This is a genomic window from Paenibacillus sp. J31TS4 (genome assembly GCF_018403265.1).
Lineage (GTDB): Bacteria > Bacillota > Bacilli > Paenibacillales > NBRC-103111 > J31TS4.
Genome location: NZ_BOSI01000003.1, coordinates 1 through 16,819, shown reverse-complemented (window position 1 = coordinate 16,819; position 16,819 = coordinate 1). Strand labels below are relative to the sequence as shown.

Annotated in this window: 12 protein-coding genes; 8 read left to right on the top strand and 4 right to left on the bottom strand. The window is 60.8% G+C overall.

Translation table 11 applies throughout. The features are described 5' to 3' along the window. The first annotated feature begins 45 nt into the window (after positions 1–45). The 7 genes from KJS47_RS15060 to KJS47_RS15030 all read left to right on the top strand — a co-directional run bounded on the left by KJS47_RS15060 (position 46) and on the right by KJS47_RS15030 (position 10,107). Positions 46–1,845 carry a cache domain-containing sensor histidine kinase gene (locus tag KJS47_RS15060; RefSeq protein ID WP_213525905.1) on the top strand — a complete coding sequence of 600 codons (1,800 nt, stop codon included), beginning with the start codon at positions 46–48 and terminating at the stop codon, positions 1,843–1,845. Next, positions 1,838–3,439: a response regulator transcription factor gene (locus KJS47_RS15055; RefSeq protein ID WP_213525904.1), complete on the top strand. Its 1,602-nt coding sequence runs from the start codon at positions 1,838–1,840 to the stop codon at positions 3,437–3,439. The genes KJS47_RS15060 and KJS47_RS15055 overlap by 8 nt, the downstream gene beginning before the upstream one ends. Positions 3,440–3,538: 99 nt before the next feature. Then, the gene (locus KJS47_RS15050) at positions 3,539–4,921 is read left to right on the top strand and encodes a carbohydrate ABC transporter substrate-binding protein (RefSeq protein WP_213525903.1); all 1,383 of its coding nucleotides are present in this window, start codon (positions 3,539–3,541) and stop codon (positions 4,919–4,921) included. 71 nt (positions 4,922–4,992) lie between these two features. After that, a complete protein-coding gene (locus tag KJS47_RS15045; RefSeq protein ID WP_213525902.1) occupies positions 4,993–5,877 on the top strand; it encodes a carbohydrate ABC transporter permease in 885 nt (294 codons plus the stop codon). A 17-nt stretch (positions 5,878–5,894) separates the two neighbouring features. Next, the gene (locus tag KJS47_RS15040) at positions 5,895–6,728 is read left to right on the top strand and encodes a carbohydrate ABC transporter permease (protein WP_213525901.1); all 834 of its coding nucleotides are present in this window, start codon (positions 5,895–5,897) and stop codon (positions 6,726–6,728) included. A 73-nt stretch (positions 6,729–6,801) separates the two neighbouring features. After that, complete coding sequence (locus tag KJS47_RS15035) at positions 6,802–8,601, top strand: glycoside hydrolase family 35 protein (protein WP_213525900.1); 1,800 nt, start codon at positions 6,802–6,804, stop codon at positions 8,599–8,601. 21 nt (positions 8,602–8,622) lie between these two features. Next, complete coding sequence (locus KJS47_RS15030) at positions 8,623–10,107, top strand: arylsulfatase (RefSeq protein WP_213525899.1); 1,485 nt, start codon at positions 8,623–8,625, stop codon at positions 10,105–10,107. 373 nt (positions 10,108–10,480) lie between these two features. Here the strand turns inward: KJS47_RS15030 and ade are convergent, their stop codons facing one another. The 3 genes from ade to KJS47_RS15015 form a co-directional block, all read right to left on the bottom strand. Continuing rightward, complete coding sequence (gene ade / locus KJS47_RS15025; protein WP_213525898.1) at positions 10,481–12,271, bottom strand: adenine deaminase; 1,791 nt, start codon at positions 12,269–12,271, stop codon at positions 10,481–10,483. Positions 12,272–12,438: 167 nt separating this feature from the next. Continuing rightward, positions 12,439–13,572: an alanine dehydrogenase gene (gene ald / locus KJS47_RS15020; RefSeq protein WP_213525897.1), complete on the bottom strand. Its 1,134-nt coding sequence runs from the start codon at positions 13,570–13,572 to the stop codon at positions 12,439–12,441. 130 nt (positions 13,573–13,702) lie between these two features. Next, entirely contained in the window at positions 13,703–14,950 is a 1,248-nt protein-coding gene (locus KJS47_RS15015; RefSeq protein WP_249716416.1) for a PucR family transcriptional regulator, read from the bottom strand. A gap of 242 nt (positions 14,951–15,192) precedes the next feature. Here KJS47_RS15015 and KJS47_RS15010 point away from each other — a divergent pair, with 242 nt between their 5' ends. Further along, positions 15,193–16,326, top strand: a complete 1,134-nt coding sequence (locus tag KJS47_RS15010; RefSeq protein ID WP_213525895.1) for a DUF3900 domain-containing protein — start codon at positions 15,193–15,195, stop codon at positions 16,324–16,326. A gap of 282 nt (positions 16,327–16,608) precedes the next feature. Here KJS47_RS15010 and KJS47_RS15005 read toward each other — a convergent pair. Then, on the bottom strand, positions 16,609–16,819 hold a 211-nt coding region (locus KJS47_RS15005), incomplete at its 5' end, for a hypothetical protein (RefSeq protein WP_213525894.1).

Genomic DNA, 16,819 nt, shown 5'->3' with positions numbered 1-16,819 from the left:
GAAGCAACGACCACCTGCCGTGAGAGAGAAAGAGAGGGAGTCACCATGCTAACGAAAGCCCGGCGGCTGCTCGTCCGCCTGTTCCGCTCCTCGAGCATTCCCCAGCGGCTGCTGCTCTGCTTTCTGCTCCTGTCGATCGTGCCGCTCGTCATTATTGGAACCGCTTCCTACCGGCAGTCGAACGCCGCGATGCAGGACAAGATTGGGACATATTCGAACGAGATTCTCCACCAGCTGCAGAAAACCGTGCGCGGCGAAGCCAAAAAAATCGAAACGCTCACCGACCAGATCGTGTACCAGCCGGCCGTTCAGAACGCACTCGTCCACTTCGGCGAGCTGATGGAATGGCAGAAGGCGTCCACGTCCTGGGAGATCGACAAGCTGGTGTCCGAGAAAGGCTCCATTCTGGAGCATATCAAGTCGATGCGCATCTATACGATGAAGGGGGAGCTGCTGTACGATCTCGGCTACGACGGACTGCAGGACAAGGAGGTTAGCCGCGCGCTCAGCCGGATCGAGGACGACGAGGCCCGCGACATCTGGACCTACACCAAGACGCTGCGGGGCAGCGACTGCGTGCTGTACGCCCGGGAGTTCAACCGGCTGTCCGACGGCAATCCGCCCCTAGGCTACGTCTTCATCGCCATCGACCACGCCTACTTCAACTCGGCGTTCGAGAATATTGACATGGGCGAGGGCGCGGCGCTCTCGCTGCTGGACAGCGACGGCACGATGCTGTACGCGAGCCGGCCGGACGCCGCGCTCGGTCAGCTGCCGGAGGAACGCGGCCTGCTGCAGGAGATGACCGCGCACCGCGACGAGGAGCGCAGCGCGTTCCCGATCCGGACCGAGACGGGACGATATCTGATCGCTTACTCCTACGACCTGATCAGCGACTGGTACCTGGTCGGCCGCATTCCGTTCACTTATCTGAATGCGGAGTCCAACCGGCTCAAATGGACGATCACGGCCATCGGTCTCGCTCTCATTCTCGTTTGCATCGCCGTCGCCTACCTGGTGGCGTCGACGATTTCGCAGCCGCTGCGGCGGCTCGTCGGCGGCATGAAGGAGGTGACCCGCGGCAATCTGGAGGTCGACGTCGCGGAGGAACACAAGGACGAGCTCGGCTATCTGTCCCGCACGTTCCAGCGGATGCTGGCGGAGACGCGCCGGCTGATCGCCCAGATTACGCGGGTGCAGCAGAGGAAGCGGGAGGCGGAGCTGCAGATGCTGCAGGCGCAGATCAACCCGCATTTTCTGTTCAACACGCTCAATTCGCTCCGGTTCACCGCCATGCTGAGCCAGGCGGACAACGTCAGCCGGGGACTGGGCGCGCTCGCCGAGCTGCTGCGCTCGACGATCGTGGACCAGGTGGAGCTCGTGCCGCTCCGCCAGGAGATACGCAACGTGGACAACTATTTGACGATCCAGCGGATCCGGTACGGCAACGCCTTCGAGCTCGTCATCGACATTCCCGAGCCGCTCGAGGACTGCCTGGTGCTCAAGTTCATGCTCCAGCCGATCGTGGAGAACGCCCTGCTGCACGGGCTCGAAGGCCAGGAGGGCAAAGGGCTGATCACGATTGCCGCCCAGAAGGAGGACGACCTGCTTCTCTTGACGGTGACGGACAATGGCAAAGGAATGGACGAGGCGACCCGGGAAGGGCTGCTCAGCGAGAAAGCGGACCGGCGTCTGGCCGGCATCGGGGTGAGCAACGTCGACGAGCGGCTGCGGCTGCATTACGGGGAAGCGTACGGATTAAACATACAGAGCGAGCAGGGGAGAGGGACCGAGGTCACGGCGAGGATTCCCTGCATGTGGAAGGAGGAGGAGACGGATGCATAAAGTGCTGGTAGTCGACGACGAGGCGATCGTCCGGATTACGCTGAAGACGATCGTGCCGTGGGAGCGGCACGGCTTTGCCTTCCTGGGCTCGGCCTCCAACGGAGCGGAGGCGCTCGCCCTCTTCGATAAGGAGGCTCCGGATATCGTCATCTCGGACCTCAAGATGCCGGTCATGGACGGATTGGAGCTGCTTCGCCGGCTTAAGGAGAGGGGCTTTTCGGGCAAGACAATTGTCCTGAGCAGCTACGGCGAATACGAACTCGTCCGGGAGGCGATGAAGCTCGGCGCCATGGATTACCTGCTCAAGGTAACGCTGGAGCCGGAGGAGCTGATCGGCCTGCTGGCCAAGGTCGCTGAGCAGCTCAAGGAGGAGAGGAGCGAGCAGGAGAAGCAGTGGCAGCTGCAGGCCCATTGGCGGGAGACCCGCCGGCTGGCCGTCAACCAGTATTACCGTCAGCTGCTCCTTGAGGAGCTGCCGCCGGACCGGCTGCGGCGCGAGGCGGAGAGGCTCGGCGTTGCGTTGGACGGATCGGACGGGGGCTATCTGTTATATTTGTACATCGAGCAGTACGAGGCGGCGCTACGGCAGGGCAAGATCAAGGACAAGCAGCTGCTCGGCTTCTCGATCCATAACATCGTGGCGGAGCTGGCGAACGACCCATCGGGCGTCTCCGTAGCGGAGCTGTCTCCCCGGCAGTTCGTGGTCGTCTACCGGACCGCGGGGAACGAAGACCGGGAGCGGCAGCTTGCGTTCGCCGAGCGTATCGTTTCCATGCTGAAGCTCTATCTCAACCTTAGCGTCAGCGCCGCGGTGAGCGGCCGGTTCGGAACGGCTGAGGAGCTGGGGGCTGCTTACCGGCAGTGCCTGCGGCTCATGAAACAGCGGTTCTACCGGGAGACCGGCAGTGTCTACCATGCCGCCGAGGCGGAGGAAGGGCGCCGGGAAATGCTGGACGGTATCCCCGCCGTCATGGAGGAGGTGCGCCATGCTCTCGACGGCGGCCGGCCGGACGAGGCCGAGGAGACGCTGCTTTCACTTTGGGAGCGGGCCCGCCGGGAGCGGCTTGACCCGGAGGCCGTCAAGCAGATGGGCACTCTCCTTCTCGCGGACTGGCAGAAGCTCCTCATGGAGTGGGGGGACGCCTCATTCGAGAACCGGGAGACGACGGAGCGGCTGGCACGGACCGAGACGCTCGCCCAGGTCGGCGAGCTGCTTGCCGAAGCGGTCCGCGAGGCCGCCGGCCGGCTGGAGGCGGCCAAGCGCTCCAGCTACCGCAAGGAGATCAACCAGGTGATCGCCTTCCTCAAGGAGCGGATTGGAGAGAAGGTGACGCTGGCCATGCTGGCAGCCGAGGTGAACATGAACGAGAGCTATCTGTCCCGGCTGTTCAAGCAGGAGACGGGCAAGACGATTGTGGAATCCATGCATCAGCTGAAGCTGGAGAAGGCGCGCACGCTGCTCCGCGACCCGGACCGGACGGTCAAGGAGATCGCCGAGGAGGTCGGGATCGACGATCCGTTTTATTTCAACCGGCTGTTCAACCGCTATTACGGACAGAGTCCGACAGACTACCGCAAAAGCCTGCGGAAGTAAAAATCGTCCAGACTTGCGTCAAGGCTCTTCATGGTCCGAAAGGCCCGCCTCCCTTACGATGTAGAGGAGAGACACAAGGAAGGGAAAGTGGGGGTCACGATGAAACATCCACTGGTCAAATGGAGCTCCAGACTCGGACTGACGGTGCTGGCGGTCGGACTCGCGGCCGGCTGCGGCAGCAAGGCGCCGGAGCAGAACGGTTCCACCGGAGCGGCTGCAGGCGACGGCAAATTTACGAACAAGCAGTTGAAGGTAGCCGTGTTTGAAGGCGGTTACGGCAAAGCGTATTGGGAAGAAGTCGTGAAGAAATTCGAGGCCGATTATCCAGGAGTGAAGGTGGAGATGACCTCGAATCCGAAGATCATGGACGTCGTGAAGCCGCAGCTCGTGGCGGGCAATCCGCCGGACGTCATCTATGCGCCGGAGAGCGAGCCGTCCGGGACGGTACGTTCGCTCATCTCCGACAAGGCGATCATGGATTTGACGGATGTGTTCGAGAGCAAAGCGCTGGACAAGGACGTTCCGCTCAAGGATGTTATCACGGACGGCCTGTTGGAATATACGAAGCCCTATGGGGACGGCAAGATCTACTACGCCCCACTGTATGTGACGACCCAGGGCATGTGGTACAACAAGACGCTGTTCGAGCAGAAAGGCTGGAAGGTGCCGGAGACGTGGGACGAGTTCCTTGCGCTCGGCGAAACGGCCAAGAAGGAAGGACGCTCCCTCTATGCTTACCAAGGGACGTCGCCCGGCTATAACGAATCGATCCTCTGGCCGGCTATCGCATCGGTGAGCGGGATGGAGCAGATCGACAAGATTACGAATTACGAGGAAGGGTCCTTCAAGAACGAGAACGTCCGCAAGGTGCTGAACATCTTCGAGCAGATCTCGCAAAAAGGTTACCTGATGCCGGGCACCGTCGCGCTCAACCATACGCAGGCGCAGACCGAGTTTCTGAAGGGCAAGGCGCTTTTCATCACGAACGGCAACTGGTTCGAGGGCGAGATGAAGGATGCGCCGCGGGAAGAAGGCTTCCAATACGGATTCATGGCACCGCCGGTGTTCGCCAAGGGCGAGCAAAAATACACAATGACCGGCTTCGAATCGATGTACATTCCCAAAAAGTCGAAGAACCCCGATCTCGCCAAGGAATTCATCAAGTACATGTACAAGGAAGACAACGTGAAGCTGAACTCCGAGAAGTCTACCGGCATTGTGGCGGTCAAGAACGGAGCGGAATATGCGAAGGAGTTCGTTCCGAAATCGGTGTACGACTCGGTGAAGATTTTCGACCAGGGCGTTAAGCCCCTCAACTTCCAATGGAAGGTGACCCCCAAGACGGAGGTCAAGATACAGGAAGAGGTGTTCCAGCCGATCAGCTCGGTCATGAACAAGAACATGACGGTCGATCAGTGGGTGGAGCGCGTCGAGAAAGCGTTCGGCAAGCTCCGGGACGTCTTGGCGAAATCAGGTCAATAGGCTAACGATCGATTCCGGTGGGGGCCCTTCTCCACCGGATTCTTATTCCTTGGATAGGGAGTGATACGCAAGTGAAATCCGGCGAACGGTCGTTCATCTGGGTCTGCACGCTGCCGGCCCTCCTCTTGGCTGCGGTCTTTGTCTTTTATCCGTTTGCACAGGCTCTTCTCATGTCCTTCTACAGCTGGAGCGGCATCTCCGACGAGAAGGTGTTCATCGGGCTCGATAACTTCCGCACGATGCTCGGCGACGAGATCGTCTGGAAGGCGCTGAAGAACAATCTGTTCCTGCTGCTGACGGTTCCGGTGCTCACGATGGGTCTGGCGGTTCTCTTCTCGGTGCTGCTGACGCGCAAAAAGCTCAAGGAGCGCAATTTTTACCGCACGGTATTCTTCTTCCCGAACGTGCTGGCCCTCGTCGTCATCTCGATTCTGTGGTCGTTCATCTACCACCCGACGTTCGGCATCGTCAACTCGCTATTGAACGCGGTCGGACTCGAGCAGTGGACGCACGCCTGGCTCGGCGAGCAGGGCACCGTCATGTGGGCGCTCGTCTTCCCGATGGTGTGGCAGGCGGTCGGCTACTACATGATCATCTACATCGCGGCAATCGAAGGCATCCCGACCGATCTGTACGAGGTCGCCCACCTCGAGGGAGCGTCCGAATGGCAGCAGTTCCGCCTCATTACGCTGCCGCTCATCTGGACGGTTATGCGGGTGACGCTGATTCTGTTCCTGATCAACGTCTTCAACCAAAGCTTCACCTACGTCAACGTCATGACGGCCGGCGGACCGGACAACGGCTCGCAGATTCTGATGACCTACATGTACGGGCAAGGCTTCGCCAACGGCAACTTCGGCTATGCGATGGCGATAGGCGTGCTGATGCTGGGCATTACCATCGCCCTGTCCCTCCTCAGCGAGCTACTCACCAAGAGAGAGACCATTCAATATTAGCCGAAGGGGGCATAGACATGAAGACGAAAGCATGGTCGAATTGGCCGGTCCGTATTCTTCTGCTGATTTACAGTGTCATCGTCATTTATCCGCTGTTCTGGACGGTCACCACTTCGTTCAAGACAACCAACGAATTTTACGACAATCCGTGGTCGCTGCCCACGAGCTTCAGCATCGCCAACTACGTCAACGCCTTCGAGAAAGCGAACATCGGGAGTTACTTTTTCAACTCCATAGTCGTGACGATCGGGGCGCTGGCGATCTGTATCACGATTTCGTTCATGGCGGCCTATGTCATTACGCGGTATGACACCCGCTGGCTGCGGGGCCTGCGCAAGCTGTACATGCTCGCGCTGTTCTTCCCGATCGCCTTCAAAATCGTGCCGCTGTTCATGCTGCTGAACCAGCTGCATCTGCTCGACAACCGGTTCGGGCTCATCCTCGTCTACGCGGCGACGTCGATCCCGTTCACCGTCTTTCTCATGATCGGCTTCCTGTCGACCATCTCGAAGGATTACGAGGAAGCCGCGATGATCGACGGCTGCTCGCGGTACGGCATCCTGTTCCGCATCATCTTGCCGATGGCGCAGTCCGGCCTGATCACCGTCGTCATCTTCAACTTCATGTCGTACTGGAACGAGTACATCATGGCGCTGTCGTTCATCACGACGGAGGGCAAGCGGACGCTGACGCTCGGCATCGCCTATCTGATGGAGGTGCAGCGCTACGCCACCGACTGGGGCGCCCTGTTCGCCGCGCTGGTCATCGTTATGGTGCCGACGCTGCTGCTCTACTCGCTTCTGCAGCGCAAGATTACGTCGGGCCTGAATATGGGCGGCCTGAAAGGATAAATCCGCTGTCCGGCGAATGGGATAGGGGACAGAAAAATCTCGAATGCTCGAATACAAAAGGAGAGTGCAGAGAATGACCACGTTCGCATGGGAAGGCAAGCAATTCGTCCGGGACGGGAAGCCCGTCACGGTGCTGTCCGGAGCTATCCACTATTTTCGGATCGTGCCGGCGTATTGGCGCGACCGGCTGCTCAAGCTGAAGGCGTGCGGGTTCAACACGGTGGAGACGTATGTCGCCTGGAACTTGCATGAGCCGAAGGAGGGGCAGTTCTGCTTCGAGGGGATGGCGGACCTCGTCGGCTTTATCGAAACGGCGGCGGAGGTTGGACTGGACGTGATCGTCCGGCCGAGCCCTTACATATGCGCCGAGTGGGAGTTCGGCGGGCTGCCGGCGTGGCTGCTCGGCTATCCGGAGATGCGGCTGCGCTGCTCGGATCCCGCCTTCCTGGCCAAGGTGGATGCCTATTACGACGAGCTTATTCCCAGACTGATTCCGCTGCTGTGCACGAACGGCGGCCCGATAATTGCCATGCAGATCGAGAACGAATACGGCAGCTACGGCAACGATACGGCCTACCTGGATTACCTGCGCCAAGGGCTGATCCGCCGCGGCGTTGACGTCCTCCTGTTCACGTCGGACGGCCCGACGGACCAGATGCTGCAGGGCGGGACGGTGCCGGGAGTGCTGGCAACCGTTAACTTCGGCTCGCGGGCCGCGGAATCGTTCGCCAAGTTCCGCGAATACCGCCCGGACGAGCCGCTCATGTGCATGGAGTACTGGAACGGCTGGTTCGACCACTGGACGGAGGAGCATCATACGCGGGACGCGGCGGATGCGGCCGCCGTCTTCGCGGAGATGCTGGACGCGGGGGCTTCGGTCAACTTTTATATGTTCCACGGCGGCACGAACTTCGGCTTCACCAGCGGCGCGAACCATAGCAAGACGTATGAGCCGACGATCACGAGCTACGACTACGACGCTCCGCTCACCGAGTGGGGAGACGTGACCGAGAAGTACAAGCTCATCCGAAGCGTCATCGAGAAACGGTTCGGCCCGGTCGAGGCGCCTCTGCCGGAGCCGGTCACCCGCCGCCGCTACGGAACCGTCCGGTTGACGGAGCGGGCCGGCTTGTTCGGTCAGCTCGGCAGCCTCTCGACCCGGTTCGAGCGCGTCTGCCCCGAGCCGATGGAGAGGCTCGGGCAGAACGACGGCTTCATCGTCTATACCACCTTCGTATCGGGGCCGCGCCGCAAGCAGCAGCTGGTCCTGCAGGACGTGCGCGACCGGGCCCAGGTGTTCCTGAACGGCAAGCCGGCCGGGGTGGTGGAGCGCTGGAATCCTCAGCCGCTCGAGATCAGTATCCCTGAAGGAGGGGCCACGCTCACACTGCTCGTCGAGAACATGGGCCGGGTCAATTACGGGCCTCTTCTCCGGGACCCCAAAGGCATTACCGAAGGCGTGCGGCTCGACAACCAGTTTCTGTTCCACTGGACGATTGACACGCTGCCGCTCGATTCGCTGGAGCCCATCAAGTTTGAGGCGCGCGAGGAAGGGGAGGCGGTCGACGGTCCGGCGTTCTACCGGGGCCGGTTCGACGTGGAAGAGGCGGCGGATACGTTCCTGCGGCTTGACGGCTGGACCAAGGGCGTTGCCTTCGTCAACGGCTTCAACCTCGGCCGCTATTGGGAGCGGGGCCCGCAAAAGACGCTTTATGTGCCAGGCCCGCTCCTCAAGCAGGGCGAGAACGAGCTTGTGCTGCTGGAGCTGCACGGCGCGCGGGAGGCGGCTGTTCTGCTGGACGACCGGCCTGACCTGGGCGCGGGAGCCGGCGTCGATCCGAGCGTACTCCAGTTCGTGGAAGAGGAAGCGTAGGGAGAAGGGAGTGGGGAAGCGATGGCCGAGCATCCGAATCTGCTGCTGATCACCGTCGACCAGATGAGGGCCGACTGCCTCAGCTATTGGAACCACCCGGTCGTCGAGACGCCGAATCTCGACCAGCTCGCCCGGACGGGAGCCGCCTTCCGGCATGCGTACTCGGCTACGCCGACGTGCGTACCGGCGCGGGCGGCGATTTTCACCGGTATGAGCCAGCGGTCGCACGGCCGAGTCGGCTACCAGGAGAAGGTGCCGTGGACGTACGAGCATACGCTGCCGGGCGAGCTGTCCCGCGCGGGCTACCACACGCAGTGCGTCGGCAAAATGCACGTCTACCCGGCGCGCAGCCTGTGCGGCTTCCATAACGTCGTGCTGCATGACGGGTATTTGCACCACAACCGGTACCGCCACACGAATACGGTCGCCGAATCGTTCGACAGCTGCGACGACTATCTACCCTGGCTGCGCGAGCGGGCCGGCGCCGATGCCGACCTGCTCGACCTCGGTCTCGACTGCAACGCTTCGACGGTCGCCCGCCCTTGGCATCTGCCTGAGCAGCTGCATCCGACGAACTGGACCGTTACGCAGTCGATCGACTTCCTCCGCCGCCGCGACCCGGCCAAGCCGTTCTTCCTGTGGATGTCGTTCGTGCGGCCGCATTCTCCGCTCGATCCGCCGTCGGCTTACCTCGATTTGTATGACGGAGTGGACTTTCCGGACCCGGTCGTCGGCGAATGGGCGGACCATGACGATGAGGCGCGCAGCGGCCTGAACCCGGTGACCAAGGAAGGCATCGTGCCTCGGCGTCGTCTGCGCAAAGCGATGGCGGCCTATTATGCGCTCATTACGCATATCGATCACCAGATCGGCCGCTTCCTGAACGCGTTGGAGGAGTACGGGCTCAGCCGGAATACGGTCATTCTATTCGCCTCGGATCACGGCGAGCTGCTGGGCGACCACCATCTCTTCCGCAAATCGCTTCCGTACGAGGGCAGCACCAAAGTGCCGTTCCTCGTCAGCGATCCGGGTGGCTGCCTCGACATCCGTCACGGGACGGTCGAGGATCGGGTCGTCGAGCTGCGGGACATCATGCCGACGCTGCTCGACGCGGCCGGCGTTCCGGTGCCGGACTCGGTGGACGGCCGGAGCGTGCTGCCGTTGCTGCGCGCTGATGCAGCGGGGGGGCCAGCGGCAGGCGGATGGCGCGACGCGATCCACGGCGAGCATGAAGCGGGTCCGCTGTCGCACCATTACGTTACCGACGGCCGGACCAAGTATATCTGGTTCTCGCAGTCCGGCCGGGAGCAGCTGTTCGATCTTGCCGCCGATCCCAGCGAGACGATCGACCGGATCGCCGACCCCGCCTATGCGGAGCAGGCGGCCCGCTGGCGCAGCCGGCTCGTCGAGGAGCTGGCTGGCCGGGAGGAGGGGTATACGGACGGCCGCGTCCTCATCCCGGGCCGGCCGCCCCGGACGATTTTGAGCCATCTTGCTTCGCCTTGACCCGCTTGGGGGTTGCGCGTCCGGCTCGTTGAGGAGCTGGACGAGCGGAAGAGGGGTATACGGACAGCGCGTCCACATTCCGAGTCGGCCGCCCGGACGGTTATCAGCTAGCTGCCGCGCTCTGATCGGCTGGCTGACGGCGCTGAGCCGGCCGCATACGGAGACCGAGGGCCCGTTGCAATCTTGTATGAAAGTCCCTTGTAGACAAGCAAAAAAGAAGCCATCCTTGGCCAAGGATGGCTTCTTTTTGTTCCGGTTGGTAATCCGGTGTCTCTGCTCCGTATAGGACCTGCCGATGGCCGCCGATCCCCTAGTCGGCAAGCCGCCCCGGATCAGCCGATGTCTATCTGCCTAGTGGGCAAGCCACCTCGAATCAGCCAATCTCTGTCTGAATCAGCTCGAATTTCGTCACATCCGCGATGCCGCGGTTCGTAATTCGCAGCTCGGGAATGACCGGCAGCGCGATCAGCGAGAACGTCATGAACGGCGCGTTGAGCGGGCAGCCGATCTCTTTCCACGCTTCGGCCAGCCGGTTGACCTCGGCCACCACTTCCTCAAGCGGCTTGTCCGACATGAGGCCTGCGATCACCATCGGCACCTGGGCGATGACCTGTCCTTGGTTCACGACAATCATGCCGCCTCCTAGCTTCGCCAGCTCGTTCGCCGCCAACGCCATATCCGCCTCGTCCGTTCCCATCACAAGCAGATTGTGGCTGTCATGCGCTACGGTAGAGGCGACGGCGCCCGACTTCAGCTGGAAGCCGTGGCAGAAGCCGAGCGAGATCTGGCCGGTGCCGCGGTGCCGCTCGATGCAGGCGAGCCGGACAATATCCTGTGCCGGATCCGGCTGGATGATACCTCCCGCGACCGATAGGACTGCTTCCATCTTCTCGGTCCGCGCGCTGTTCTCGATGACCTTGATGACGTTCACGCGCGTCTCTCCCTGGCGCTGGCTGAGCAGTCGAAAATCCTCGGGGGAGAGCGGCCGTTTCAAGTGCACGGATTGACGGATTTCTTCCGGATAAGTGAACTTCGGGAAGACATCGGCCAGGCGGCCGTTCTCGTAAACGACCTCGCCGTCGGTCAGAACCACGGAGACCGTCATCGCCTTCAAGTCGTCCAGCAGCACGAGGTCGGCGTATTTGCCCGGCGCTACGCTGCCGAGATCGCGTTCCATGCCGAAGTAGCGGGCGACGTTCAGGGTGACCAGCTTTATTGCCGTCACCGGGTCGACGCCTTCCTCGATGGCGCGGCGCACGACGTGGTTCAGATGGCCCTTCTCCACGAGCGTCTGCGGGTACACGTCGTCGGTGACGAGCGAGATGTTGTCGGTGGCGACTTTGTCCTCGGTAATGACCTTAATCACTTCCTTGACGTCATGCCAGGCCGACCCTTCGCGGATCATGAGGTGCATGCCGAGCCGCAGCTTTTGCAGCCCCTGCTCCCTCGTCACCGTCTCGTGGTCCGACGAAACGCCGGAGGCGAGGTAGGCCTGCAGCTCCCGCTCGTCCTCGCTCGGGAAGTGGCCGGTCACCGTCTTGCCCGCTTTGATCGTTTCGGCGATTTCGCCGCTCATCTTGGGGTCGCCGTAGATGACGCCCGGGAAGTTCATCACCTCGCCAAGGCCGGCCACATTCGGCCAGGTCAAGCCTTCGCGGATGTCCTCCACCTCGAGCGACGCGCCGGCGTCCTCCAGATCGCTCGTGGCCGGCACGCACGACGGGAACGTGGTGAACACCTTCAGCGGCAGCTGCTGTCCCTCCTCGTGCATGAGGCGAACGCCCTTCGAGCCGAACACGTTGGCGATTTCATGCGGGTCCATGAAGATGCCGGTCGTTCCTTTGGCCAGCGCCGCCTTGGAGAACTCGGTGACCGCGAGCATCGTGCTTTCGACGTGCATATGCCCGTCGAGGAAGCCGGGGGCGATATAGCGTCCGTTCGCGTCGACAACGCGCGTTTGGTCGCCGATCGTGTGATCGGCTTGTCCTATGTAGGCGATCCGCCCTTCGGCAATCGCGACATCCATTCCTTCCAGCAGCTCGCCGGTATATACGTTTACCACGACGCCGTTTTTGATCACGACGTCCGCTTTTGCTTGCCCGAGCGCAACCTGACTCAGTGTCCGGCTGACCGCGTAGAGCGGGTTTCGTTTTCTTTCCGTCATCTTGCTCTCCCCTTTGGCGTTGTCCAGAATCTAGATAGCAAAGCTCTCCAAATTATCTCCTTCTTGCAGAGAAATAGCAACGAGCGAGCCTTCCCAACAAAAACCAAAATGAGGCCCTCCACCGGACACTTACGTCCGGTAAAGAGCCTCTTTTTTGCTTCTTCCGGCTAGCTGCCGGCCGGCTGCTTCTCCAGCGCCTGCTCCACGGGCAGGTAGGAGAGGCCGAGGTCCCTCGCCACCGCTTCATAGGTGACGGAGCCCGCAGCTGTGTTCACACCGAGCTTGAGGGCGGGATTGCGCTTGACCGCTTCGTGCACGCCATATTTGGCAAGCTGCAGCGCATAAGGCATCGTCGCGTTGGTAAGGGCGAATGTGGATGTCCGCGGCACGGCTCCCGGCATGTTGGCGACGGCGTAATGGACGACGCCATGCTTTGTATAGGTAGGATCGTCGTGCGTCGTGATCCGGTCGACCGTCTCAAAGATGCCGCCCTGATCCACGGCGACGTCCACGATGACCGATCCGGGCTTCATTGCCCGGATCATCTCTTCCGTGACGAGCTTCGGCGCCTTGGCACCGGGGATTAGCACGGCACCGATGACGAGATCCGACGCCGCGACTTCTTCCGCGAGATGGAACGGATCGGAGACGACTGTTTTCAAAGCAGGACCGAACACATCGTTCAGCTGGCGCAGCCGGTCGGCGTTGACGTCCATAATGGTGACGTCCGCTCCCAGGCCAAGGGCGATTTTCGCAGCGTTGGTGCCGACCGTGCCTCCGCCGACGATCGTCACCTTGCCCGGTTTGACCCCCGGGACGCCGCCGAGCAAAATCCCTTTGCCTCCATACGGCTTCTCAAGGAACTGGGCTCCTATCTGAGGCGCCATGCGGCCGGCCACCTCGCTCATCGGAGTGAGCAGCGGAAGGGTACGGTTCACCTCTACCGTTTCATAAGCGATGCCGGTCACCTTGGCCGCAGTCAGCGCGCGGGCGAGCTTGGGTTCCGCAGCAAGATGCAGATAGGTGAACAGGACGAGCCCCTCGCGGAAAAACCCGTATTCCTCCGGCAGCGGCTCCTTGACCTTCATGACGAGCTCGGCCCGGTCCCAGGCTTCGGCGGCCGTGCCGACGATCTCCGCTCCGGCGCGAGCATAATCCTCGTCGGGAAAGCCGCTCCCTGCGCCGGCTCCCGCCTCGACGAGCACGCGGTGCCCAGCATTGGTGAACGCGACCGCCCCGGCGGGCGTCAGCGATACGCGATTTTCGTTGTTCTTGATTTCCTTCGGAATGCCTATGATCATGGCGGTTCGCCTCCTCAGCTTGACTAATCCAAGTATAAAAGTGAGACCGCTTTTTCGCATTGGGAAGAAAGTAAAACGCGAAGCGCTTTTTTTGTGGCATTTCACAAAACCTAGTATGCCCGGCAAGCGCTTATTTGCTTCTCTTCAGGAAGGCCTCCGCCTGCAGATCCAGGTAGAGCGTCACCTTCTGATCCATGCTGTCCAGCCGGATGCGGCCGATCTCGGCGATCCGCTTGAGACGATAATTCAGCGAGTTGGCGTGCAGATGCAGCGCCTCGGCCGCCTCCTTGCCGTTGCAATCCTTGGCGAGGAATACGGCGAGCGTCTCAAGCAGCGAGCTGTGGTGCTCCGCATCGTAGGCCCGCAGCCGTTCCAGGCAGGGATTCGTGTAGCGGGCTTGCCGGTTTTGCTCGGCGAGATAGGGCAGCCAGCGGTAATGCCCGAGATCGTCGTAGGCGAACAGCGGGCCCACCTGCTCGGGGAAGCCGGCTTTCAGCTGCAGCACGGTTTGCGCTTCCCGGTATCCCGAGCCAAGCTGGCTGTAGTCCGACGACGCCGTGCTGAGCGCCGCACTCATGCCTCCCTGCAGGCCGTATCGATCCGCCAAGGAACGCAGACATGCGGCGGTGGCATCCGCGGCCGCAGCCGTCCGGATCTGCTCCGTCTCCTCCAGCAGCCAAATCCATTCCCGGCCGCCGGAAGCGCTGAGAGGAGCACGGGCTTTCCATAGAGAAGGCAGCGCCTCGTTTAATTGTTTACCGAGCACCTCCTCCAAACGGGTGGCTCCTTGCACGATCGCGATGCGGTAAGTGCCCGGCAGCGTGACGCCCAGCTTTTCGGCTTCCGCACGCACCCTTTCATCCGGACGAGACTCGCCGGTCAGCAGCTGCCAAAAAAAATCCTGCCGCCGCTCCAGCTCCTTGCGCTTCTTAGTATAGTGCCGCTCCAGCTTGCCTGCCGCCGCTCCGGCCGCCTGCTTGAGACTGGCCAGTCCCGATTCGTCGAGCGTCCTGGATTCCTCCAGCACCCAAATGTACCCGAGCAGCGTGCTGTTCTTGCGGATCGCGATGGCGGTTCTCCTTCCCAGCCCGATCGACGGGATGGCGGGGATGCGGACCGGTTCGTCGCTCTGCGCCAGCCGGCTCATGATGCCTTCCTGAGAGAGCGAGCCGATCACCTGCTCCGGTACCCTGCGGCTGATGATGGTGGCGATGCGGGCGGAGTCCGTGCTGCCCGAATGCGTGCTGTAGGCAAGCAGCCGATTGCCGGCATCCTCGATCGTGACGGGGCAGCCGAGCCGTTCGCTGACTCCGTCGGCCAGCTCCTCCAGACTGTCGTAGCGGTCGTCCCACCCGTCCTGTTTTCGATTGTTCTTCAATCTCCCACACCCTCGGTTTTGATCTTCGTTACTTCCCATTATAAATGAGAATGCCTGCTTTCTCCCAGTTTCCTCTGGAAACGGCATATTCTCGGAAAGGCGCGAGGGTGGGTTTACGAGCCGTTCGGCGGTCCGGTATGATGAACAATACGCGTCGTGCGGACTCGAGGGGTAGGTCTCTCTTTATCTTCTATCCCCGCGAATGCCGCCGGCGAAACCAGAAGGAAGCAGAGGGAGCCGTCATGGACTTTTCCATTCAATATTTATCGTTTTTCGTCATTCAGGCCGAAGACGCCGGGGGGCAGGCCGACAAGCGCTGCAAGCATTACCAGACGCTTGGCCGGGAGGAGTACGAGGAGAGCGAGTTGAAGCCGTTTCTGGACGGGGAGTTTACGCGGACCGCCAAACGCAAGGTGGAACGCAACCCGAATACGGAGAACGCGCCGACCAAGATCGGCCGGTTCGTGGTCGAACCCGGCTATGACGCCGGAAGCAATCCCAACTACAATATGTTTCAGCGCATCCGGTTCGCAGAGTCCAAGGAAGAGTTCCTCGGGCATTGCGACGAGCTGGCCCGAAGTTATATGGAGACTCCGGCAGTGAGGGGAGGAGCGCTCATCGTGGCGAGCGCCAAGCTCAATGCTTACTTTGACGAACCTTTTGTGTTTGTGATGAAGTGCGATTTCGAACCCAAAATCGCCCGGATCTCGGACGAGAAGACGCTGATCTCCCAAGTGGACATGGCCATAAGCGCGAGGAATATGAAGTCGATTCAATATCCGCATATGCCCGAGCCGGGAATGCTGGAGGAAGAGGAGCTCAAGATCCACCAGGCTTCGCATGCCCGCTATTTTGAGGATTTTCTCAGCTATGTTTCCTATGAGAAGGCGCTCCCGGAGATTATGAACGAGCATGTCGTGACCATGGTCCATCAATATATGGAGACGCAATATGAGGGGCAGCCCGAGGAAGAGAGGACGCTCGAGGATCGGCGGGAACAGCAGGAACGGGTGGAGGCATGGGCGGCGACGGAGAAACGGGAGAGGCTTCAGGAGACGTGGGGACACGAGCAGGTTATGGAGGCGGCGTCTGTGCTGGTCGAGCATAAGCCGGATGTCGAGCTCAAATTCAAGCTGGACGGGGTCGGCATCCGAGCGCTGCTTTCCGATTATGGGGACAAGATTCATTTGGCTCGTTTGGGGGACCGATACGTCGTACTGATTGAGGGGGAGACGTTTCAGTTCGAAAAAGGAGTCTCGCCGGTCGAGCTGCTGCAGCCGGAGGAACTGGAGAGCGTTCTGCAGCGGATAGCCGAGAAGCCGGGCCGTACGGCGGAGAACGCCGAACGGGCGGACGAGACACCGCCATGGGAATAAGTCGGGCGCCCCGCGGGGCGCTTTGTTTCTATAGGATACCCCAGCTCGATAAAATTATTGCTTGCAATGTGTCTTCGTCCATGGTAAAGTAATTCGTGCTGCTGCTGAGGTGCACATGCACACGAAGCCGATGAACATCATCGAAACAGTTGGAAGAAAAAACTACTTGCCAAGTTAATAATAAACGTGGTAAAGTAATTCTCGGCCGTTACGACGGCGACTGCAAAGCAAGCAAGCTTCATTAGAAAGAACATTGATTCTCACTGAGAAACAAAAAACCTTCTAAAAAAAACTGCTTGCAAAGCGGGCGAGAATATGATATAATGAAATTCCTGCCGCGTTAGACAAGCGGTCGGAACGAAAGAACAAATGCCCTTTGAAAACTGAACAACGAGTGAGTAATTTAAGCCAGCGCAGTGCGGTTTTCGAACCCATTGCAACTGTTTGAACAAATGAGCGAATCGCTCTTTCTTTAAAACGTTTCAAGATCCTC

Bases quoted from the DNA above. Each gene is read 5' to 3' on its own strand.
- KJS47_RS15060 (WP_213525905.1), top strand. From the start codon at position 46: ATGCTAACGAAAGCCCGGCGGCTGCTCGTCCGCCTGTTCCGCTCCTCG.
- KJS47_RS15055 (WP_213525904.1), top strand. From the start codon at position 1,838: ATGCATAAAGTGCTGGTAGTCGACGACGAGGCGATCGTCCGGATTACG.
- KJS47_RS15050 (WP_213525903.1), top strand. From the start codon at position 3,539: ATGAAACATCCACTGGTCAAATGGAGCTCCAGACTCGGACTGACGGTG.
- KJS47_RS15040 (WP_213525901.1), top strand. From the start codon at position 5,895: ATGAAGACGAAAGCATGGTCGAATTGGCCGGTCCGTATTCTTCTGCTG.
- KJS47_RS15035 (WP_213525900.1), top strand. From the start codon at position 6,802: ATGACCACGTTCGCATGGGAAGGCAAGCAATTCGTCCGGGACGGGAAG.
- KJS47_RS15030 (WP_213525899.1), top strand. From the start codon at position 8,623: ATGGCCGAGCATCCGAATCTGCTGCTGATCACCGTCGACCAGATGAGG.
- ade (WP_213525898.1), bottom strand. From the start codon at position 12,271: ATGACGGAAAGAAAACGAAACCCGCTCTACGCGGTCAGCCGGACACTG.
- ald (WP_213525897.1), bottom strand. From the start codon at position 13,572: ATGATCATAGGCATTCCGAAGGAAATCAAGAACAACGAAAATCGCGTA.
- KJS47_RS15010 (WP_213525895.1), top strand. From the start codon at position 15,193: ATGGACTTTTCCATTCAATATTTATCGTTTTTCGTCATTCAGGCCGAA.